The sequence below is a fragment of the Acidovorax sp. GW823-FHT01C06 genome, assembly GCF_058798375.1.
On record NZ_JBXAKN010000004.1, the window covers coordinates 337,336 to 357,005 of the forward strand.

Sequence of the window (19,670 nt, forward strand, 5' to 3'; positions counted from 1 at the left end):
GGGACGCCACCGGTGGTCCGGCAGGGCCGGTTCCACGGTGGCACCCGCATCGGCCAGGCCCGTTGCGTGGGCCATGGGCATGGCGAATCGCCACGGACGGCTGAGATGAGGCACCTGCGCGCCTGCTGGCGCCTGCTGCGCCTGCTGGGCCACATCGCCAAGGGGCTGGCCATCGTGGCGCTGCGTTTTCCGGCGCTGTCGCCCGATCAGCAGCACGCGCGGGTGCAGGTGTGGTCGCTGCAACTGCTGGCCCATGCCGGCATCAGCCTGCGCATCGTGGGACAGCCGCCAGTGGCGGGGCCGGTGATGCTGGTCGCGAACCACATCTCGTGGCTTGACATTCCCGTGATGCACGCGGCCCGGCATTGCCGCTTCGTGTCCAAGTCCGATGTGCAGGGCTGGCCGCTGATCGGCACGCTGGCCACCGCCGCCGGCACCCTCTACATCGAGCGCAGTTCGCGCCGCGATGCGCTGCGCATGGTGCGGTCCATGCACGAGGCGCTGGAGCGCGGCGAGGTGCTCGCGGTGTTTCCCGAGGGCACCACGGGCGATGGCCGCGAGATGCTGCCGTTTCATGCCAACCTGCTGCAGGCCGCCGTCACCGCCAGCGCGCCGGTGCAGCCCGTGGGCCTGCGCTTTGCCGACAGGGCCACCGGCGCCACCAGTTTCGCGCCCAGCTACATCGGCGACGAAACCCTGGTGGGCTCGATCTGGCGCACGCTGTGCGCGCCGTCCATCGACGCCGTGGTGCACTACGGCGACCCGCAGCCGGCCGAAGGCCGCGACCGGCGCGCATGGGCGCAGCACCTGCACGACACCGTCGACCAGTTGCGGAAAACCTGAGGCGGCGGCAGCGGCGGGCGGGCCAGGCGCGCCGCTCCTCCCACGTGCGCGGCGCGCAAGCGGGGTGGTTCTGCGGCCCAAAAACGTGCATATTCCACGTTTGCGGCGGCGACGGTGTGGCAACAGCGCCCAATTGCGGGCAATTTCCCGTATCGTCCGCGTCTTTCAGCCTGCGGCACGGCGGCAGCAGGCACCACTCACACTGCCGGGAGGGCACCATGAACCTGATTGAGCGCGCCAAGAGCATTCTTCTGCAACCTAAGGAGACCTGGGTCGCCATCGAATCCGAATCCACCGATGCGGCGACCCTGTTCACCCGCTACTACATGATCCTGGCCGCGATCCCGGTGGTCTGCGGCTTCATCGGCCTGTCGCTGATCGGCTTCGGCGGCTTTGGCGTGACCGTTCGCGTGCCCCTGGTTTCCGGCCTGGTGAACATGGTGGTGTCGTACGTGCTCAGCCTGGTGGGCGTGTTCGTGCTCGCGCTCATCATTGATGCGCTCGCCCCTGCGTTCGGGGGGCAGAAGAACCAGATCCAGGCCCTCAAGGTGGCGGTCTATGCCAGCACGGCCGCCATGCTGGGCGGGGTGTTCAGCCTGCTGCCGGCGCTGGCCATGCTGGGTTTGCTGGCGGCGCTGTATTCCATCTACCTGCTCTACACCGGCCTGCCCGTGCTGATGAAGAGCGCACCGGAGAAGTCGGTGGCATACACCGTGGTCGTCATCATCGCGGCCATCGTCATGGGCGTGGTCATCGGTGCCGTCAGCTCGGTCTTCATGCCCGGTGGCGGAAGCCTTTTCGGCGGCGCCGCGGCGCCTGCCGTCACGCTGAACACGCCCAAGGGGTCGGTGTCCATCGACACCGCCGGCCTGGAAGCTGCCGGCAAGAAGATGGAAGAAGCCGCGCGCCAGCTGGAGCAGGCCCAGAAGGGCCAGGACCCCGCCGCCATCGCGGCCGCCACCGGCAAGGCCGCAGCGGCCGCGGCGGGCGCGCTGGGGGGCGGCCAGGCCATTGCCGCGCAATCGCTCAAGGCCGCGCTGCCCGAAAGCCTGGCGGGCCTGCCGCGCACCGGCTTCGACGTGCAGGACGGCGCGGCGCTGGGCCTGCCCACCAGCCAGGCTAGCGCGCAATACGGCAGCGACAGCAAGCAGGTGCGCCTGGAGATCACCGACATCGGCGGCCTGGGCCAGATGGCGGTGATGGCCATGGGCATGGCCCAGGGCGAGAAGGAAGACCAGACCAGCGCCGAGAAGACGTGGCAGGAGGGCGGCCGCACGCTGCACCAGCGCTACGAGAAGGACGGCAGCCATGCCGAGTTCAAGGCCATCCTGAAGAACGGGCTGGTGGTCAGCGTCGAGGGCGACCACATGGGCGTCAAGGACTTGCGGGGCATCCTGGGCCAGGTGGACCTCAATGGCCTGGAGGGCCTGCAGCGCAAGGGCAAGTCCTGACGCCCTGGCGTACGCGGCGCACGCCCCGGGCATGGGCACCGTGCCCCCTGCACAGGCAAGCCGGCACGCGCCGGCTTTTTTTCGTGTCCGGGCCTGCGAAGCAACCGGTGTCCGCGCGCTAGACTGGCGGGCAGGCGCGGGCCCTGCCGGTTCGTTTCCCTTGTCGGTGCGGCCGGACGCTGCGCGCCGCCAGATCTTCCTGCCCCTTCCCATGCCTGCTCCCACCCTTGCTTCCCTGTACCAGCGCGCCATGGGCCCGGCCTTCGGGCGCCTGGCGCCTGCGCTGGCGCGGTTTCACAGCCTGTCGGGCCGGCACAGGCTTCGGGGCAAGGTGGTGGTCGAGGCTCCGGCGGGCGCGATGGGCCGCCTGCTCGCGTGGGCGCTGGGGGCGCCACTGCGCCCGGTCCAGGGCGACATCGTCTTCGAGCTGGATGCCACTCCCGGCGCCGAGGTGTGGACGCGTTGCTTCCCCGCGCGGACCATGCGCTCCACCCTGCGCGAATCCGGTGGCCGGGTGGTGGAGCATCTGGGGGCCGCGCGGCTGGGCTTCGTGCTCGATGAACAGCAGGGCCGGCTGGTCATGCGCTTGCAGCACCTGCATTTCCTGGGCATCCCTTGCCCCGCGTGGCTGCGCCCGCGCGTGGTGGCCGAGGAGACCGGGCGGGGCGATACCCTGCATTTCCACGTGCAGACCACCGTGCCGTGGGTGGGGCGGGTGGTTCACTACCGGGGCCACCTGGTCGTGCCAACCACCGAGGGGCTTCCTCCATGATCGTGGTGTTCGACGCGCAGTGCCTGCTGTGCAACGGCTGGGTGCGGTTCCTGCTGGGGCACGACCGCGCGGGGCGCATCCGTTTCGCCTCCATGCAGGGCGCCACCGGCCGGCGGCTGCTGGCCGGCGCGGGCCTGCAGGTGGATGGGCTGCAGACCCTGCTCGTCATCGAGGGTGGCCGCAGCTGGCAGCACACGGCGGCCATCCTGCGCGTGCTGCACCGCCTGGGGTGGCCCTGGCGCCTGGCCTGGTTGGGATGGCTGGTGCCCGCGCCCGTGCGCGACGCGCTCTACCGCCGGGTGGCGCGCAATCGCTACCGGATATGGGGGCGCTCCAAGACCTGCCTGGTGCCCGCGCCCGGGATGGCCGCACGGTTCCTGGACTGACGCGGCATCGGGCCGCGCACGCCGTCACTCGCGGGGGAAGGTCACCACATGGTCCACCTGCGCGCGGATGCCGATCCATTCGCCCAGGGCGTGGTCGTGGTGGCTGGGCACGTGGGCCAGCATGGTCTGGCCGCTGGCCAGGCGCAGCGTGTAGAGGAATTCGGCGCCCCGGAACGACTTGCGCACGATCTGCGCCTGCACCGGCGCATCGTCGTCGTGCACGATGTCGTCGGCGCGCAGCAGCACATCGCATTCGCCGCCCGGGTAGCTGCCGGGCAGGGGGCATTCGTCCAGGTCGGTCAGTTCGCCCAGGGGCGTTTGCGCCACCACGTTGTTGCCGCGCTGCACCAGCGTGGCGGGGGCGAACACGCCGTGCCCGATGAAGTCGGCCACGAAGCGCGTGGCGGGGCGGTGGTACAGGGTGTACGCGTCGTCCCACTGGTGCAGGCGGCCCTCGTGCATCACGCCGATCACATCGCCGATGGCAAAGGCCTCGAACTGGTCGTGCGTGACGAACAGCGCCGTGGCGCCCGCGGCCTTCAGGATGCCGCGCACCTCGTGCGCGAGGCGCTCGCGCAGGTCCACGTCGAGGTTGGAGAAGGGCTCGTCCAGCAGCATGAGCTGCGGGCGCGGCGCCAGGGCGCGTGCCAGCGCCACGCGCTGTTGCTGGCCTCCGGAGAGTTCGTGCGGAAAGCGGTTCTCGCTGCCTTCTAGCCCCACCAGCTGAAGCACCTCGGTCACGCGCGCGGCCTGCTCGGCCCGGGGCAGCGCGTGGATGCCGAACGCCACGTTGCGGCCCACCGACAGGTGCGGAAACAGGGCGTAGTCCTGGAACACCATGCCGATGCGCCGCAGTTCGGGCGGCACGCTCAGCGCGGCACTGCTCACGAGGCCCTTGGTCAGCCGGATTTCGCCGCCGCTCACCGGCTCCAGCCCCGCCACCGCGCGCAGCAGCGTCGTCTTGCCGCAGCCCGAGGGGCCGATCAGCACGCCGATATCGCCTGCGTGCAGGCCCAGCGTGACACCTTGCACCGCGGCCTGCGCACGGCCCGCATAGCGCACTTCGAGTTGGGAGACCTCAAGAAACATGTCTGCATTTTATGGGGTAGGGGAGTGAATGCTTAAAATTCGCATTTGCATTCCTGAGCGTTGCCCGGTTGCCGTCCGTGCGGGTGTGCGTTTTCTTCCCACCCCCTCTGCCGAGCTCCCGCCCCTTGCGCCGCACGCCCTTCGCCTTTCGCACCATTCCCCTGGTCCTGTTCGCAGGCTTTCTGGCATTGCCCGTGCTGGCGGTGCTGGCCTCGTGGCTTCCGTTCTCGCCCTCGGGCCAGGGCGACGCCCAGGCCGGGGCCATCCTGCGCGAGATGGCCGCCACCGTGCTGCCCGGCTATGTGTGGACCACATTGCAGCTGAGCGTGATGGTGGCGCTGGGCGCCGCCATCGTGGGCACCAGCGCCGCGGCGGCCGTGACGCTGTTCGACTTTCCCGGCCGCCGCACCCTGGAGTGGCTGCTGCTGCTACCGCTGGCCATGCCCGCCTATGTGACGGCCTACGCGTACACCGACTTCCTGCAGTTCAGCGGCCCCCTGCAGGTGGGCCTGCGCAGCACCTTCGGCCTCGAAGGCCGCCTCCTGCCCGAAGTGCGCAGCCTGGGCGGCGCGGTGTGGGTGTTCATCTTCTCGCTGTACCCGTATGTCTACCTGCTGGCGCGCACGGCGCTGGGCGAGCGTGCCGCGCACCTCATGGAGGCCGCGCGCCTGCTGGGCGCGCCGCTGCCGCGCCGCATCCGCGCGGTGGCCCTGCCGCTGGCGCGCCCCGCCGTCGCCGCCGGCGTGGCGCTGGTGCTGATGGAAACCCTGGCCGACTTCGGCGTGGCGAGCTATTTCGGCATCCAGACCTTCACCACCGGCATCTACAAGGCCTGGCTGTCCATGGACAACCGCCTGGCGGCCGCGCAACTCGCCACCATGCTGCTGGTGGTGGTGATGGTGCTGCTGCACATGGAGCACCGTGCGCAAAAGCGCATGCGTTTTGCCACCGGCGGCGGGCGCGCGGGCTCGGCCGAGGCGCAGCCCCTGGCGCTGCGCGGAGCGCGCCGCTGGGCGGCATGGGCGGTCTGCACGGTGCCGGTGGTCATGGGTTTCGTGGCGCCAGTGGCCTTCATGCTGCGGCCGCTGGCGGCCGACTGGTCGGTGCTGCCGTGGGAGCGCTTCATGGAATGGGCCTGGCACAGCGTGCGCCTGGGCGGCATCACGGCCGCGCTGGCGGTGGCCATCGCGCTGGCGCTGGCCTTTGCGGTGCGCCGCCAGCCCGACCCCATCACGCGCGGCGTGGTGCAGCTGGCCAGCGTCGGCTATGCGGTGCCGGGCGCCGTCATCGTGGTGGGCCTGCTGCTGCCCGTGGGCTGGCTGCAGGCGGCCATGCCGCAGTGGGGCGTGGGCGCGCTCGTCACCGCCACGGCGTTTGGCATCGTCTGGGCCTACCTCGTGCGGTTCTGCGCGGTGGCCCTGCAGTCCATGCAGAGCGGCTACGCGCGCATTCCGCTCAGCCTGGACGACTCGGCCCGCATGCTGGGTGTCGGCAGCCGCGGGCTGCTGGCGCGCGTGCACTGGCCGCTGCTCAAGCGTTCCACCGCCGCCGCCGCGCTGCTGGTGTTCGTGGACGTGATGAAGGAGCTGCCCGCCACGATGGTGCTGCGCCCCTTCAACAGCGACACCCTCGCCGTGGTGGCCTACCAGCTGGCGCGCGACGAGCGGCTGGGCGAGGCGGCCTTGCCGTCGCTGGCGCTGGTGGCGGTGGGGCTGGTTCCCGTGATTTTGCTCAGCCGCACCCTGCGCAGCCGGGCCTGAGACCGTCAGCACGTTCCGGGCGCCTGCGCAATGAACAAAGCCGCCCGAGGGCGGCTTTGTTCATGGGGCCTGTGAGCAGTGCCCGGGCGCTCGTTCATTCGCTCCAGTCGGCGTGCTTCTCGCACAGCTTGTTGGTTTCCTTGCCCTTGCGGGTTTCGGAGAAGGTCACCAGGTTGCCCTTGAAGTCCTCGGGCGTTTCGTTCCACATGCAGGTGCACCACGCCTGGGCCTTGGTCTGGCCCTTGATGGGGCTGGCTTCGTTGCCGCCCTGGTAGACCTTGGCGGAATGGCTCAGGCACTGGCGAAACTGCGCGTCGCCCGCGGGTGGGCGGTTGTAGTCATCTGCGGCGTGCACCGCGCTGCTGGCCGAAAGAACAAGGGCCAGGGCGGCGAAGAGGGGGGAGATTTTCATGGCGCAGATTCCCCGTGCGGGGGATGAAGAAGAGAGGGCAGGGATGGACACTGCCGCCCGTGAAACAAGGCGGCATCGTCAGTGTAACCATTGGATACATTTTTGGAGTCCGCCCTGCGGCTTTATCTTTGCCGGGCCCTGCCGCGTGGCGGCTCGCGGACGGTGGGCGTGCCGCCCCTGGCATGTTCTCGCTCCCGGTTGCCGGGCACACCACCACCAGCATAGGCATTGTTTGCTATCAATAGAATAGCTGTCAGCGTTTTACCCATGAGCGCTTGCGAGCCATTTTGCTCAAAACCCGGCGGGTGGTGCGCCGTGCCCGCGCACCACCGTCCGCAGGGCCGGTGATGCGGGAAGGCCCCCGGTTCAGGCCTGCGTGTAGGCGGTCTTCACCGTCGTGTAGAACTCGGCGGCGTAGCGGCCCTGCTCGCGCGGGCCGTAGCTGCTGCTCTTGCGGCCGCCGAACGGCACGTGGTAGTCCACGCCGGCCGTGGGCAGGTTCACCATCACCATGCCGGCTTGCGCGTGGCGCTTGAAGTGCGTGGCGTGCTTGAGGCTGGTGGTGGCGATGCCGCTGGCCAGGCCGAAGGGCGTGTCGTTGGCCAGGGCCAGCGCTTCGTCGTAGTTCTTCGCGCGCAACACGCTCACCACGGGGCCGAAGATCTCTTCGCGGTTGATGCGCATGCCAGGCGTGGTCTCGGTGAACAGGGCCGGGCGCAGGTAGAAGCCGGGTGCGCCGTCGGCGTTCTTCTCCAGGGCCTCGCCGCCGAAGGCGAGCTTGGCGCCCTCCTGCTGGCCGATGCCGATGTATTCCAGGTCCTGCGCCAGCTGGCGGTCGTCCACCACGGGGCCGATGTCGGTGCCGGCCTTGCGCGCGTCGTCCACCTTCAGGGTCTTCATCTTCTCGACCATGGCGGCCACGAAACGGTCGTGGATGCCCTCGGTCACGATCACGCGGCTGCTGGCGGTGCAGCGCTGGCCGGTGGAGAAGAAGCCGCTGTTGACGGCAGCGCCCACGGCCACGGCCAGGTCGGCGTCATCGAGCACCACGAAGGGGTTCTTGCCGCCCATCTCCAATTGCACCTTGGCGCCGCGCGGCACGCAGGCAGCGGCCACGCGCTGGCCCGTGCCCACGGATCCGGTGAAGCTCACGCCGGCAATGCGCTCGTCTTCCAGCAACACCTGGCCCACTTCAGCGCCGCGGCCCATCACCAGATTGAACACGCCGGCCGGCAGGCCCGCGCGGTGCAGGATGTCGGCCAGCGCCCAGGCAGAGCCGGGCACCACTTCGGCGGGCTTGAACACCACGCAGTTGCCATAGGCCAGTGCCGGGGCGATCTTCCAGGCCGGGATGGCGATGGGGAAGTTCCACGGCGTGATGATGCCGATCACCCCCAGGGGCTCGCGCGTGATCTCGATGCCCACGCCGGGGCGCACGGACGGCATCACTTCGCCACCGGGGCGCAGCGCCTCGCCGGCGAAGAACTTGAAGATGGCGGCCGCGCGGCCCACTTCGCCAATCGCCTCGGGCAGGGTCTTGCCTTCTTCGCGTGCCAGCAGGTCACCGAGCTCGGCCTTGCGGGCGATGATCTCGTTGCCCACCGCGTCCAGGATGTCAAAACGCTGCTGGGGCGTGGACACGCTCCAGACCGGGAAGGCCGCGTGGGCTGCCGACACGGCCTCCAGCGCCTGCTCGCGGCTGGCCACGGCGTAGTCGCCGATCACGTCGCGGGTGTCCGAGGGGTTGGTGTTGCTATAGGTGCGGACGCCGTCTGTCCAGGCGCCGCCGATCAGGTTTGCATGCATGGCTGTGGTGGGTTGGTGAGTGAAGTGAAAAGGGTGTGCGGAAGGCAGTGCCTGCCCTCGGCGGAATGCCGCGCCGCACCCAGGGCCCGTGGCGGGGCGCCGACGGGCTGTGGCTGCGCAGCGTACCGCAAGGCCGGGTGGCGGTGGCGCGGCGCGGGCAGCTCGCCCGCAGGTGCCCGCCGCCATCTGCCGTCGTGCGGCCAACGGGCTTGAAAGTCTTGTTGTATGTCATCGTACAACATTTGAGACCTCTTAGACCTGCGGGTTAGTACTGATGAGACAACCGGGCACTTCGCATCTGGCAGAGGAGAGGGCCGATGCCCACGGCGCGGGCGCGTCAACTCGCCTCGGCCTGCGCGCGCCGCCTGCGCTCGCGGCTGTTGGCCAGATGGGTGCGCATGGCGGCCCGCGCGGCGTCGGGGTCCTGGCCCACGATGGCGTCGTAGATGCTTTCGTGTTCGCCATTGACGCGGCGCAGGTACTGGCGCCGTTCATCGTCCCCCGAATCCGGTGAGGCCAGCCGCGCGCGCGGGATGATCATGCTGCCCAGCGTGCCCATCAGTTCGGCGAAATGGCTGTTCTGCGTGGCGCGCGCAATTTCCAGGTGGAACTGGAAATCCGCCGCCACCGCGTCGCGGCCGGCATCCACGGCGGCGGCCACCGCATCAAGCGCCTCGCGCATGGCCTTCAGGTTGGCCTCGGTGCGGCGCTGGGCGGCCAATGCGGCCGCCTCGGTTTCCACGCCGATGCGCAGCTCCAGCACCGCGATCACGTCGCGCAGCGTGCTGAACTGGTCGGGGGTGATCTTGAAGCCCGGTGCCTGCCCCAGCCCCAGCACAAAGGTGCCGATGCCGTGCCGTGTTTCCACCAGGCCGGAGGCCTGCAGCTTGGAAATCGCCTCGCGCACGACGGTGCGGCTGACGCTGAACTCGGCCATGATGGCCGCTTCGGTGGGGAGCTTGTCGCCCAGTGCCAGGCTGCCATCGCGGATGCGGTCCCCCAGGGAATCGACCAGTTCCAGGGCCAGGGTGCGGGGCTTGCGGCGAAGCGCGGTATCGGTGTTCATCTCTTGGTGTTATCCCTATGTGGCGCCGTGGGGAGAAGCAGTACATTGCATTTTTGTTGTACGACAACTGATGACGTTCAACAGAATCTGTTGCCACTGTACCAAGAACCCCCGCCTTTGTAACCGCCATGCCTTGCCATCCCACCCCCATCCGTTTCCAACGCTTGTTACTGACCGGGGCGGCCGGGGGGCTGGGGCGCGAGCTGCGCAGGCGCCTGAAAGCCTACTGCGGCACCTTGCGCCTGTCCGACGTGGCCGACCTGGGCCAGGAAGGCGCGGGGGAAGAGGTGCGCCCCGCGCGGCTGGAGGATGCCGGTGCCATGCTCGCGCTCCTGGAGGGCGTCGACGCCGTGGTGCACCTGGGCGGCGTGTCCACCGAACAGCCCTGGGAGCCGATCCTGCAGGCCAACATCATCGGTGCCTACAACCTGTATGAAGCGGCGCGCAAGCAGGGCGTCAAGCGGGTGGTGTTCGCCAGTTCCAACCACGTCACCGGCTTCTACCGGCAAGACGAGGTGGTGGGCCTCAAGGACCCGGCCCGGCCCGACGGCCTGTACGGCCTGTCCAAGGCGTTTGGCGAAGACCTCTCCCGTTTTTACTTCGACCGCCATGGCATCGAGACGGTGTGCCTGCGCATCGGCTCCTCGTTCCCGGAACCCTGCAACCGCCGGATGCTCGCCACCTGGATGAGCTATGACGACCTGGAGCGCCTGGTGGTCGCCAGCCTGACCGCTCCGGTGGTGGGCCACAGCACCATCTACGGCATGGGCGACAACACCACCATCTGGTGGGACAACACGCTGGCGCGCCACATCGGCTACCGGCCGCAGGACAGCTCCGAGCCCTTCCGCGCCAAGGTCGAGGCGGCCGACCCGCACCCCGACCTGACCGACCCCGCCGTGATCTACCAGGGCGGCCCGTTCGTGCGCACGGGTCCTTTCGAATGAGCGCCCCGATGACGTCCCCCGTGGACCTGCTGCTGCCCGACCACCGCGACCAGGTGGGCGAAAGCCCCGTCTGGAGCCCCGCCGAGCAGGCGCTCTACTGGGTGGACATCGAAGGCCGCCAGCTGCACCGCTGGACCTATGCGGACCAGCGCGTGCAAAGCTGGGAGACGGTGGAGCGCCCCGCCTGCATCGCGCTGCATGCGGCCGGCGGGCTGATCGCAGGCATGGACACGGGCGTCTTTCACCTGCAGCCCCAAGTGGGGGGCACCCTGGCCGCCACCCTGCTGGCCGGCGTGGACCACCCCCGGCCCGGCATGCGCTTCAACGACGGCCGCTGCGACCGCCAGGGCCGCTTCTGGGCGGGCACCATGGTGCGCGACATGTCGCTGGCGCAGGCCGCGGGCAGCCTGTACCGCATGGACGGACAGCGCGGCCTGTCGGCACCGCAGGTGCAGGGACTGGTCACGCAGAACGGCCTGGGCTTCAGCCCCGACGGCAAGACCCTGTACCTGAGCGACAGCCACCCGAGCGTGCAGCAGATCTGGCAGTTGCCGCTGCACGACGATGGGTCCCTGGGCGAGCGCTCGCTGTTCGTGGACATGCGCGATCTGCCCGGCCGGCCCGACGGCGGCGCGGTGGATGCCGACGGCTGCTACTGGATCTGCGGCAACGACGCCGGCGTGGTGCACCGCTTCACGCCCGACGGCCGCCTGGACCGGTCCATCGCCGTGCCCACCAGCAAGCCCTCGATGTGCAGCTTCGGCGGCCCGGGGCTGGACGTGCTGTTCATCACCTCCATCCGCCCCGGGCAGCCCCAGGGCGACGACGTGGCGCTGGGCGGCGCCATTTTTGCCACCCGCCCCGGCGTGGCGGGGTTGCCGGAAACACCCTATCGGAGCGCCTGAAGACAACAGGCTTCGGAACTCTCCCCCATTCACAACACTTCAACCCAGGAGACAACCATGAAAATTCCCCAATTGATGGGCCGCGTGGCGTTTGCCGCCAGCATCGTGCTCGGCGGCCTCACCGCGCAGGCCACGGAATTCCGCTCGTCGGACATCCACCCCGAGGACTACCCCACCGTGCTGGCCGTGCGCCACATGGGCGAGACGCTGTCCAAGGCCACGGGCGGCAAGCACAGCATCAAGGTGTACGCCAAGGGCTCCCTGGGCATCGAGAAGGACACCATCGAGCAGACCAAGCTGGGCGCCATCGCCATGACGCGCGTGAACGTCGCGCCCATGAACAACATCTGCCCCGCCACCATGGTGCCCACCATGCCCTTCCTGTTCCGCGACAAGGAACACATGCGCAAGGTGCTCGATGGCGCCATCGGTGACGAGATCCTGAAGGACTGCGAATCGCAGGGCTTCGTGGGCCTGGCCTTCTACGACAGCGGCGCGCGCTCGATCTACACCGTGAAGAAGCCCGTCAAGACCCTGGCCGACGTCAAGGGCCTGAAGGTGCGCGTGCAGCAGAGCGACCTGTGGGTGTCCCTGCTCGAGGCCATGGGCGCCAACGCCACCCCCATGCCCTTCGGCGAGGTCTACACCGCGCTCAAGACCGGCCTGGTGGACGCCGCCGAAAACAACTACCCCAGCTACGAAAGCTCGCGCCACTTCGAAGTGGCCAAGTACTTCAACAAGACCGAGCACTCGATGGCGCCCGAGATCCTGCTGTTCAGCAAGCGCGTGTGGGACACGCTGAGCGCCGACGACCAGAAGGCCATCCGCGCCGCCGCCAAGGAATCGGTGGGCTTCATGCGCAAGATCTGGGACGAGCGTGAAGAAAAGTCCCTGGCCACCGTCAAGGCCGGCGGCGCGCAGATCGTGGAGATCGACAAGGCGGCCTTCAAGACGGCGATGAAGCCGGTGTATGACAAGTTCCTGAAGGACCCCAAGCTCCAGGACATGGTCAAGCGCATCGACGCGGTGCAGTAATCCTGGCGTTCCATGCCACAGGGCCGTGCGTCCTGTGGCGGGTCCCTCCTTCCGTCTTCTGAATGTTCTCTATGTACACGCGTCTTTGCGCCTTCATCGCGCGCTCTTGTCTGCAACTGGGGGTGGCGGGGCTGGTGCTGCTGGTCTGCGCCGTGCTTTACCAGGTCATCGGCCGCTACATCTTCAACAACACGCCGACCTGGGCCGAAAGCGGCGCGGTGCTGCTGGTGTTGTACGTCACCATGCTGGGCATGGCGGTGGGTGTGCGTGACGCGGGCCATATCGGCCTCGAATCGTTCCTGGTACTGGCGCCCGACTGGCTGCGCCACAAGCTGGAAATCGTGATCCACGTGCTGGTGCTGGTCTTCGGCGTGGTCATGGCCTGGAACTGCGGCGTGCTGGCCGAGTCCGTGGCGCCCTACAAGATTCCCACGCTCGGCATCTCCGAAGCGTTCAAGTACGTTCCCCCCGCGCTCGCTGGCGTGCTGGTGGCGATGTTCTCCCTGGAGCACATCATTGCCCTGGTCCGCGGCACAGAGGTCGAGCCCGCCTGGCATTGAGATGAAGCACACCCCCCTGAGCGCTTTCAGCGCTTCCCCCCGCTCTCGCATGGCTGCGCCACGCGGGCAGGGGGACGCAGCCCTCGCGGCGGGGCGGCCCTGGCTCGGCTGCCCTGGCCTGGGTCACGCCCGCCGCATGCGGAGCGCCCCGGGGACGATCGAAGCAATCCCAGCGTACCGCCCAGCACCCTAACGTTCCTGTAAAGATTCCACCATCATGGCGTTGACCATTCTGTGCGTGACCTTCACGCTCCTGCTGCTGCTGGGCGTGCCCGTGGCGTTTTCGATCGGCCTGTCGTCGCTGGCCACCATCCTGTATGAAGGCCTGCCGCTGGCCGTGGGCTTCCAGCAGATGATTTCGGGCATGAACCCGTTCTCGTTCCTGGCGATTCCGTTCTTCATCTTCGCGGGCGAGATCATGATGTACGGCGGCATCGCCGACCGCATCGTGGACTTTGCCAAGAGCGTGGCCGGCCATGTGCGCGGCGGTCTGGGCATGAGCAATGTGCTCGCCTGCACGCTGTTCGGCGGTGTGTCGGGTTCGCCCGTGGCCGACGTGTCCGCCATGGGCGCCGTGCTCATCCCGCAGATGAAGAAAGAGGGCTACCACGCCGACTATGCGGTGAACGTGACCACGCACGCCTCGCTGGTGGGCGCGCTCATGCCCACGTCGCACAACCTGATCATCTTCACCTTGGCTGCGGGCGGCAAGGTGAGCATCGCGGCGCTGATCCTCGCGGGCATCGTGCCGGCGCTGCTGCTCACGGTGTGCAATCTGCTGGCGGCCTACCTGGTGGCCGTCAAGCGCGGCTACCCTGCGGGCACTTTCCCCGGCTGGGAGATCGTGTGGATCTCCTTCAGAGCGTCAGTCCCCGGGCTGGCGGTGGTGGTCATCATCATCGCGGGCATTCTGTCGGGGGCGTTCACGGCCACCGAATCTGCCTCGGTGGCCGTGGTGTGGGCCCTGGTGCTGTCGGTCTTCGTCTACAAGAAGCTCACGCGCGAACAGTTCCTCAAGGCCGCCTCCAAGGCCGTCAAGACCACGGGCACCGTGCTGCTGCTGATCGGCATCTCGTCCATGTTCGGCTACCTGATCGGCCTGTACGGCGTGGCCGAGCTGACGGGCGATGCGCTCAAGTCCATGAGCACCTCGCCCTGGGTGATCTTCCTGTGCGTGAACATCATCCTGTTCGTGCTCGGCACCTTCCTGGACATGGCGGCCACCATCCTCATCTGCACGCCCATCTTCCTGCCCATCTGCCAGCAATTCGGCATGACCACCGAGCAGTTCGGCATCGTCATGCTCATCAACTGCGCGCTGGGCCTGAACACGCCGCCGGTGGGCACCACGCAGTTTATCGGCTGCACCATCGGCGGCATCTCCGTGGGCGAGGTGATGAAGACCATCTGGCCGTTCTACAGCGCACTCATCGTGGCGCTGATGCTGGTGACCTACGTGCCACAGTTTTCGATGTGGTTGCCGGACCTGGTGCTGAAGGCCGGTGGATGAGCACGGCCGTGCAAAACACGAAGCGGACATGAAGTGAACGACCCGATGCGAGAACCCCTCACCATCCGCATGCACGCGGACGACAACGTCGCCATCGTCGCCAACGACGGTGGCCTGCCCGCAGGCACGGTGCTGCCCGAGGGCGTGCCGGGCGCGGGCGTCACCCTGCGCGACAAGGTGCCCCAAGGCCACAAGGTGGCGTTGACGGACATGGCCGAAGGGGAGGTGGTGCGCCGCTACAACGTGCCCATCGGCTACGCGCTCAAGCCCATCCCGGCAGGCAGCTGGGTGCACGAGCGCCTGCTGCAGATGCCTTCGGCCCGCGCGCTCGAAGGTCTGCCCATGGCCACCGTGAAGCCGCCCGTGCTCGAACCGCTCACGGGCTACACCTTCGAGGGCTACCGCAACGCAGACGGCTCGGTGGGCACGCGCAACATCCTGGCCATCACCACCACCGTGCAGTGTGTGGCGGGGGTCGTGGCCCTGGCGGTGCGCCGCATCAAGGCGGAGCTGCTGCCGCTGTACCCGCAGGTGGATGACGTGATCGGCCTGGAGCACACCTATGGCTGCGGCGTGGCCATCGATGCGCCCGACGCCATCATCCCCATCCGCACCCTGCGCAACATCAGCCTCAATCCCAACTTTGGGGGTGAGGTCATGGTGGTGAGCCTGGGCTGCGAAAAGCTCCAGCCCGACCGCCTGCTGCCCCCGGGCAGCTTTCCCATCACCGACGAGCGTGATGCGGCGCTGGGCCCGGAGACCGTGTGCCTGCAGGCCGAAGAGCATGTGGGCTTCATGTCCATGCTCGACCACATCGTGCAAAGCGCGCGCCCGCACCTCACACGGCTGAACGCCCGCCGCCGCGAGACCATCCCCGCCAGCGAGCTGGTGCTGGGCGTGCAGTGCGGCGGCAGCGATGCGTTCTCGGGCGTCACCGCCAACCCAGCCGTGGGCTTTTGCGCCGACCTGCTGGTGCGCGCCGGCGCCACCGTGATGTTCAGTGAAAACACCGAGGTGCGCGATGCCGTGGAGCAGCTCACCAGCCGCGCCGCCACGCCCGAAGTGGCCCAGTCCATCGTGCGCGAACTGGGCTGGTACGACCAGTACCTCGACCGGGGCCGCGTGGACCGCGCCGCCAACACCACGCCGGGCAACAAGGCCGGTGGCTTGTCCAACATCGCCGAAAAGGCCATGGGCTCCATCATCAAGAGCGGCACTGCTCCGATCTCGCACGTGCTGGCCCCGGGCGAGAAGCTGCACCGTGACCAACGCGGCCTGGTGTACGCCGCCACGCCCGCCAGCGACTTCATCTGCGGCACGCTGCAGCTGGCCGCTGGCATGAACCTGCACGTGTTCACCACCGGCCGGGGCACGCCCTACGGCCTGGCCGAATGCCCCGTGGTCAAGGTGGCCACGCGCACCGACCTGGCCCGCCGCTGGAATGACCTGATGGACATCAACGCCGGCAAGATCGCCGACGGCGAGGCCAGCATTGAAGACCTGGGCTGGGAGATGTTCCACCTGCTGCTCGACGTGGCCAGCGGCCGCAAGAAGACCTGGGCCGAGCAGTGGAAGCTGCACAACGCGCTGGTGCTGTTCAACCCCGCGCCGGTGACTTGAAGTGACACCCCCTGAGTCGCTTCGCGCCTTCCCCCTCTCTCGCATTGCTGCGCAATCCGGGAGGGGGACGCTCCCAGCGCGGCGGGGCGGCCCTTGCACGGGAGCTCTGGCTTGGCCCGCGCCCGTTGCATGCGGCGGGGTGAGGCATAGGTAAATGAATCATTGAAATGTCGTTCTTGCAGCCTGCGTCCCTGAGCGCTTGAACACCCCTCAACAGCCCGTCTTAGCGCGGGCTGTTTCACTAGAGAGACACGATTTCACATGGGTCACATCCGATTTTCCGACCGCAAGGTCGTCGTGGCGCTGGCGCTGCTGTGCTGCCTGCTGTGGGGCAGCTCGTACCCTGCCATCAAGACCGGCTACGCCTGGTTTGGCATTGCCAGGAGCGACATTCCCTCGCAGCTGGTATTCGCCGGTTGGCGCTTCCTGGGGGCGGGGCTGATCCTGCTGGCCTGGGCCGTGGCCATGCGCAAGGCCGTCTGGAGCCTGGGCTTGGCAGCAGGGCGACAGCTGGTGGTGCTGGGCCTGGCGCAGACCACGCTGCAGTACGTGTTCTTCTACGTGGGGCTGGCGCACACCACCGGGGTCAAGGGTTCGATCATGAATGCCACGGGCACGTTCTTCAGCGTGCTGCTGGCGCACTGGGTCTATCACAACGACCGACTGAGCCACGCCAAGCTCTGGGGCTGTGTGGTGGGATTCGCGGGCGTCATGGTGGTCAACCTGGGGCGCGGTACGCTGGACATGGACTTCACGCTGCTGGGCGAAGGCTTCGTGGTGATCGCGGCCTTGGTGCTGGCTGCCGCCAGCATCTACGGCAAGCAGGTCTCGCAGCGCATGGACTCTGTGGTGATGACAGGCTGGCAACTGGGACTGGGTGGCGCCGCGCTGCTGGCCCTCGGCTGGGGCCTGGGGGGCTCGCTCTCGGGCTTCACCTGGGGCTCGGCCGCGCTGCTGGTGTACCTGGCGCTGTTGTCGTCGGCCGCGTTCTCGCTGTGGAGCATCCTGCTCAAACACAACCGCGTGAGCCAGGTCACGGTGTTCAACTTCACCGTGCCGATCTTTGGCGCGGCGCTGTCGGCACTGTTTTTGGGCGAGGCGCTGTGGGAGTGGAAGAACCTGCTGGCCCTGGTGCTGGTGTGCGCGGGCATCTGGCTGGTGACGCGCGATGCGCCAGCCGCGCCACCCGCCGCCAAATAGAGGCCCCCTAAACTTGCGGCCATGGCTTACTCCCTTTCCCGCGAAGCGTTTCAACAAGAGCTCCACGGTCAGCGCACCGACCTGTTCACCCTGCGTGGCGCGGGCGGGCTGCAGGTGGCCGTGAGCAACTACGGCGCCCGCCTGGTGCAGGTGGCGGTGCCCGACGGGCAGGGTGGCCTGGCCGATGTGGCGCTGGGCTACGACAGCCTGCAGGGCTACCTGGACGGCCAGCTGTCCATGGGCGCACTCATCGGCCGCTGGGCGGGGCGTTTGCGCGCAGGCAAGCTGACCCTGCCGGATGGTTCGCTTTTGCAATTGCCCACCAACAGCGGTCCCCACCACCACCACGGCGGTCCCCGGGGCAGCCGCTTCCAGGTGTTTGCGGTGGAGGAGGTGCAGGCCGATGCACTCACCCTGGGCCACACCTTTCGCACCGAAGACGACGGTGTGCCGGGCATGGTGCGCCTGCAGCTTCGCTTGCAGGTCACGGCCGACAACGCGCTGCACATGGCCTGGACGGCCGAGGCGCTGGACGCACCCACCGTGCTGAACCTCACCGGACATGCGTTCTTCAACCTGGCGGGCCGTGGCAGTACCCACGGCCACACCCTGCAGGTGCCCGCCAGCCGCTATGTGCCGCTGGCCGCCGACGTGTGCCCCACGGGCGCGCTGGCCGGCGTGTTGGGCACGCCATTCGACTTTCGCGAGGCACGCCATGTGGGCGACTCTGTGGCGGCGCCCAGCGAACAACTGGCCCAGGCCGGCGGGCTGGACCACTACCTGGTGCTGGAGGAATCGGATGCATCCCGTGCGCCGCCCGTGTCATCCATCACCCCATCAGGCCTTCGGCTGGCCGCGCTGCTGAGCGAGCCCGTCAGCCGCCGTGCGATGGAGGTCTGGAGCACAGCGCCCGGCGTGCAGGTCTATGCGGGCCATGGCCTGAAGGCGGACCCGGCGCGGGACCGAGGCCGTGGCGCGCAGCAGGGCAACTGGCTCTGGCAGCCGGGTGACGGTATCTGCCTGGAACCCATGGAGTACCCCGATGCGCCCAACCACGCCGCCTTTCCCATGCGCTGGTTGGCGCCCGGGGAGGTGGTGCGGGGCGCGATCGTGTACCGGTTTCGCGGCCTCTGAGCGCGGTGGCCGGCGAGGGCCCCGATTTTCGGCAGGTCGCGCTACCATGCCACCTGGCTTTCAACCGAGGTCGCTCATGGATACAACCGTTGCACCCAGCACTGACTGGAAAGAAGTGGTGGCGCCCGACGAAGCCCGGCGCTTTGCCGGGTATGCCCGCCAGTTCGCCGAACTACAGGCGCGCAAGTCGCACAAGTACGGCAATGGCCGTGGCCTGCACCGCAAGCAGCTCACCGCCGCGCGGGGCCAGCTGCAGGTGCTGGGCGATCTGCCTGCGTTTGCGTCCCACGGGCTGTTTGCCCAGCCCGCACAGTACGACGTGCGGGTGCGGCTGAGCAATGGCGGCATGGACAAGGCCTCCGACCGCAAGCCCGACATCCGGGGCTTTTCGTTCAGCGTGCTGGGGGTGAAGGGCGATTCCGCCCTGGGCAACGGGCCCGCCAAAAGCCAGGACTTCACGCTCATCAACCAGGAGAAGTTCGCCTTTCCCCGAAGCGGCGAGTTCGTGGACTTTGTGGTGGCTGCCTCGCATGGCGGCGGCGCGCTGATCAAGTTCCTGGTGCAGCGCCACGGGCTGCTGGGGGCCGCCAGGCAGATCGCCAAGACGGTCAAGACCTTCGGCCGGCCCTTCGGGGGCTTTGCCGCCCATGCCGTGCACAGTGCCGCGCCCATCGCGTGTGGGCCCTATGCGGTGCGTGTGCGCCTGCTGCCCCATGCCTCCAACGGCGCGCCGGTCACCCAGGTGCAGGACGATTGGAACGCCGAGTTTTCGGCCCGCCTGCGCCAGCAGGACCTGGTGTGGGACCTGCAACTGCAGCCCTTCGTGGACGAGGCCACCACCCCCATCGAAGATGCCAGCGTGGACTGGCCCACACCCTACACCACCGTGGCCCGGCTGACCCTGCCCCGGCAGGATCCTGCGGCCGACCCCGCGCTGGCCGCCGAGGTGGAGGCCGCCGTGTTCGACCCCTGGCAGGCACTGGCGGCGCACCGGCCGCTGGGCGACGTGATGCGCGCCCGCAAGGTGGTGTACTTCGAGAGCCAGAAGGGGCGCGGGGCGGTGTAGCCTGGGTCGCCCCGAAGCGGCTCGCAAAGCCCGCCGAAGCGGTTCTGGCCGGGCGCCGTGTCGCAGGCAGCACGAGGAGGAGCACCACAACAGGCGGCAACGTTCGAC

18 protein-coding genes are annotated in these 19,670 nt (G+C 68.5%); 14 read left to right on the forward strand and 4 right to left on the reverse strand.

Going from position 1 to position 19,670, the window contains the following annotated elements; translation table 11 throughout:
* The first annotated feature begins 105 nt into the window (after positions 1-105).
* The 4 genes from AC1RCS_RS11995 to AC1RCS_RS12010 all read left to right on the forward strand — a co-directional run bounded on the left by AC1RCS_RS11995 (position 106) and on the right by AC1RCS_RS12010 (position 3,452).
* Positions 106-843 carry a lysophospholipid acyltransferase family protein gene (locus tag AC1RCS_RS11995; RefSeq protein WP_218339665.1) on the forward strand — a complete coding sequence of 246 codons (738 nt, stop codon included), beginning with the start codon at positions 106-108 and terminating at the stop codon, positions 841-843.
* Positions 844-1,061: 218 nt separating this feature from the next.
* Complete coding sequence (locus AC1RCS_RS12000) at positions 1,062-2,294, forward strand: Yip1 family protein (protein ID WP_492244543.1); 1,233 nt, start codon at positions 1,062-1,064, stop codon at positions 2,292-2,294.
* A gap of 211 nt (positions 2,295-2,505) precedes the next feature.
* A complete protein-coding gene (locus AC1RCS_RS12005; RefSeq protein WP_492244542.1) occupies positions 2,506-3,066 on the forward strand; it encodes a DUF4166 domain-containing protein in 561 nt (186 codons plus the stop codon).
* Positions 3,063-3,452 (forward strand): thiol-disulfide oxidoreductase DCC family protein, encoded by a 390-nt coding sequence (locus tag AC1RCS_RS12010; protein ID WP_492244541.1) that lies wholly within the window; start codon positions 3,063-3,065, stop codon positions 3,450-3,452. The genes AC1RCS_RS12005 and AC1RCS_RS12010 overlap by 4 nt, the downstream gene beginning before the upstream one ends.
* Before the next feature lie 24 nt (positions 3,453-3,476).
* Here AC1RCS_RS12010 and AC1RCS_RS12015 read toward each other — a convergent pair whose 3' ends face one another.
* Positions 3,477-4,541, reverse strand: a complete 1,065-nt coding sequence (locus tag AC1RCS_RS12015) for an ABC transporter ATP-binding protein (protein WP_218296014.1) — start codon at positions 4,539-4,541, stop codon at positions 3,477-3,479.
* A gap of 125 nt (positions 4,542-4,666) precedes the next feature.
* Here AC1RCS_RS12015 and AC1RCS_RS12020 point away from each other — a divergent pair, with 125 nt between their 5' ends.
* Positions 4,667-6,301, forward strand: a complete 1,635-nt coding sequence (locus AC1RCS_RS12020) for an ABC transporter permease (RefSeq protein ID WP_492244540.1) — start codon at positions 4,667-4,669, stop codon at positions 6,299-6,301.
* Positions 6,302-6,395: 94 nt separating this feature from the next.
* Here the strand turns inward: AC1RCS_RS12020 and AC1RCS_RS12025 are convergent, their stop codons facing one another.
* The 3 genes from AC1RCS_RS12025 to AC1RCS_RS12035 form a co-directional block, all read right to left on the reverse strand.
* Positions 6,396-6,713 (reverse strand): hypothetical protein, encoded by a 318-nt coding sequence (locus AC1RCS_RS12025; protein WP_218296012.1) that lies wholly within the window; start codon positions 6,711-6,713, stop codon positions 6,396-6,398.
* A 366-nt stretch (positions 6,714-7,079) separates the two neighbouring features.
* Complete coding sequence (locus AC1RCS_RS12030) at positions 7,080-8,519, reverse strand: aldehyde dehydrogenase family protein (RefSeq protein ID WP_492244539.1); 1,440 nt, start codon at positions 8,517-8,519, stop codon at positions 7,080-7,082.
* A gap of 337 nt (positions 8,520-8,856) precedes the next feature.
* On the reverse strand, positions 8,857-9,585 hold the full coding sequence (locus tag AC1RCS_RS12035; protein WP_218296010.1) for a FadR/GntR family transcriptional regulator: 729 nt from the start codon (positions 9,583-9,585) through the stop codon (positions 8,857-8,859).
* Positions 9,586-9,713: 128 nt separating this feature from the next.
* Here AC1RCS_RS12035 and AC1RCS_RS12040 point away from each other — a divergent pair, with 128 nt between their 5' ends.
* The 9 genes from AC1RCS_RS12040 to AC1RCS_RS12080 all read left to right on the forward strand — a co-directional run bounded on the left by AC1RCS_RS12040 (position 9,714) and on the right by AC1RCS_RS12080 (position 19,562).
* Positions 9,714-10,532 carry an NAD-dependent epimerase/dehydratase family protein gene (locus AC1RCS_RS12040; protein ID WP_492244538.1) on the forward strand — a complete coding sequence of 273 codons (819 nt, stop codon included), beginning with the start codon at positions 9,714-9,716 and terminating at the stop codon, positions 10,530-10,532.
* 8 nt (positions 10,533-10,540) lie between these two features.
* Positions 10,541-11,437, forward strand: a complete 897-nt coding sequence (locus AC1RCS_RS12045) for an SMP-30/gluconolactonase/LRE family protein (RefSeq protein WP_492244537.1) — start codon at positions 10,541-10,543, stop codon at positions 11,435-11,437.
* A 57-nt stretch (positions 11,438-11,494) separates the two neighbouring features.
* Complete coding sequence (locus tag AC1RCS_RS12050; protein WP_218296007.1) at positions 11,495-12,472, forward strand: TRAP transporter substrate-binding protein; 978 nt, start codon at positions 11,495-11,497, stop codon at positions 12,470-12,472.
* Positions 12,473-12,543: 71 nt separating this feature from the next.
* Positions 12,544-13,032 (forward strand): TRAP transporter small permease, encoded by a 489-nt coding sequence (locus AC1RCS_RS12055; protein WP_218296006.1) that lies wholly within the window; start codon positions 12,544-12,546, stop codon positions 13,030-13,032.
* 217 nt (positions 13,033-13,249) lie between these two features.
* Positions 13,250-14,542 (forward strand): TRAP transporter large permease, encoded by a 1,293-nt coding sequence (locus AC1RCS_RS12060; RefSeq protein ID WP_218296005.1) that lies wholly within the window; start codon positions 13,250-13,252, stop codon positions 14,540-14,542.
* 45 nt (positions 14,543-14,587) lie between these two features.
* A complete protein-coding gene (gene garD / locus AC1RCS_RS12065; protein ID WP_255591065.1) occupies positions 14,588-16,162 on the forward strand; it encodes a galactarate dehydratase in 1,575 nt (524 codons plus the stop codon).
* A gap of 261 nt (positions 16,163-16,423) precedes the next feature.
* A complete protein-coding gene (locus tag AC1RCS_RS12070; RefSeq protein WP_369643292.1) occupies positions 16,424-17,362 on the forward strand; it encodes a DMT family transporter in 939 nt (312 codons plus the stop codon).
* Positions 17,363-17,383: 21 nt separating this feature from the next.
* Positions 17,384-18,496, forward strand: coding sequence for an aldose epimerase family protein (locus AC1RCS_RS12075; RefSeq protein ID WP_492244536.1), 1,113 nt, complete (start codon positions 17,384-17,386; stop codon positions 18,494-18,496).
* 76 nt (positions 18,497-18,572) lie between these two features.
* Positions 18,573-19,562 (forward strand): catalase family protein, encoded by a 990-nt coding sequence (locus AC1RCS_RS12080; protein WP_492244535.1) that lies wholly within the window; start codon positions 18,573-18,575, stop codon positions 19,560-19,562.
* Positions 19,563-19,670 lie beyond the last annotated feature (108 nt).

Coding starts and splice junctions, on each gene's coding strand:
- AC1RCS_RS12055 (WP_218296006.1), top strand. CDS start 12,544: ATGTACACGCGTCTTTGCGCCTTCATCGCGCGCTCTTGTCTGCAACTG.
- AC1RCS_RS12015 (WP_218296014.1), bottom strand. CDS start 4,541: ATGTTTCTTGAGGTCTCCCAACTCGAAGTGCGCTATGCGGGCCGTGCG.
- AC1RCS_RS12040 (WP_492244538.1), top strand. CDS start 9,714: ATGCCTTGCCATCCCACCCCCATCCGTTTCCAACGCTTGTTACTGACC.
- AC1RCS_RS12000 (WP_492244543.1), top strand. CDS start 1,062: ATGAACCTGATTGAGCGCGCCAAGAGCATTCTTCTGCAACCTAAGGAG.
- AC1RCS_RS12070 (WP_369643292.1), top strand. CDS start 16,424: ATGGGTCACATCCGATTTTCCGACCGCAAGGTCGTCGTGGCGCTGGCG.
- AC1RCS_RS12005 (WP_492244542.1), top strand. CDS start 2,506: ATGCCTGCTCCCACCCTTGCTTCCCTGTACCAGCGCGCCATGGGCCCG.
- AC1RCS_RS12010 (WP_492244541.1), top strand. CDS start 3,063: ATGATCGTGGTGTTCGACGCGCAGTGCCTGCTGTGCAACGGCTGGGTG.
- AC1RCS_RS12080 (WP_492244535.1), top strand. CDS start 18,573: ATGGATACAACCGTTGCACCCAGCACTGACTGGAAAGAAGTGGTGGCG.
- AC1RCS_RS12025 (WP_218296012.1), bottom strand. CDS start 6,713: ATGAAAATCTCCCCCCTCTTCGCCGCCCTGGCCCTTGTTCTTTCGGCC.
- AC1RCS_RS12060 (WP_218296005.1), top strand. CDS start 13,250: ATGGCGTTGACCATTCTGTGCGTGACCTTCACGCTCCTGCTGCTGCTG.
- AC1RCS_RS12035 (WP_218296010.1), bottom strand. CDS start 9,585: ATGAACACCGATACCGCGCTTCGCCGCAAGCCCCGCACCCTGGCCCTG.
- AC1RCS_RS12050 (WP_218296007.1), top strand. CDS start 11,495: ATGAAAATTCCCCAATTGATGGGCCGCGTGGCGTTTGCCGCCAGCATC.
- AC1RCS_RS12045 (WP_492244537.1), top strand. CDS start 10,541: ATGACGTCCCCCGTGGACCTGCTGCTGCCCGACCACCGCGACCAGGTG.
- AC1RCS_RS12075 (WP_492244536.1), top strand. CDS start 17,384: ATGGCTTACTCCCTTTCCCGCGAAGCGTTTCAACAAGAGCTCCACGGT.
- AC1RCS_RS11995 (WP_218339665.1), top strand. CDS start 106: ATGAGGCACCTGCGCGCCTGCTGGCGCCTGCTGCGCCTGCTGGGCCAC.
- AC1RCS_RS12030 (WP_492244539.1), bottom strand. CDS start 8,519: ATGCATGCAAACCTGATCGGCGGCGCCTGGACAGACGGCGTCCGCACC.
- garD (WP_255591065.1), top strand. CDS start 14,588: ATGCGAGAACCCCTCACCATCCGCATGCACGCGGACGACAACGTCGCC.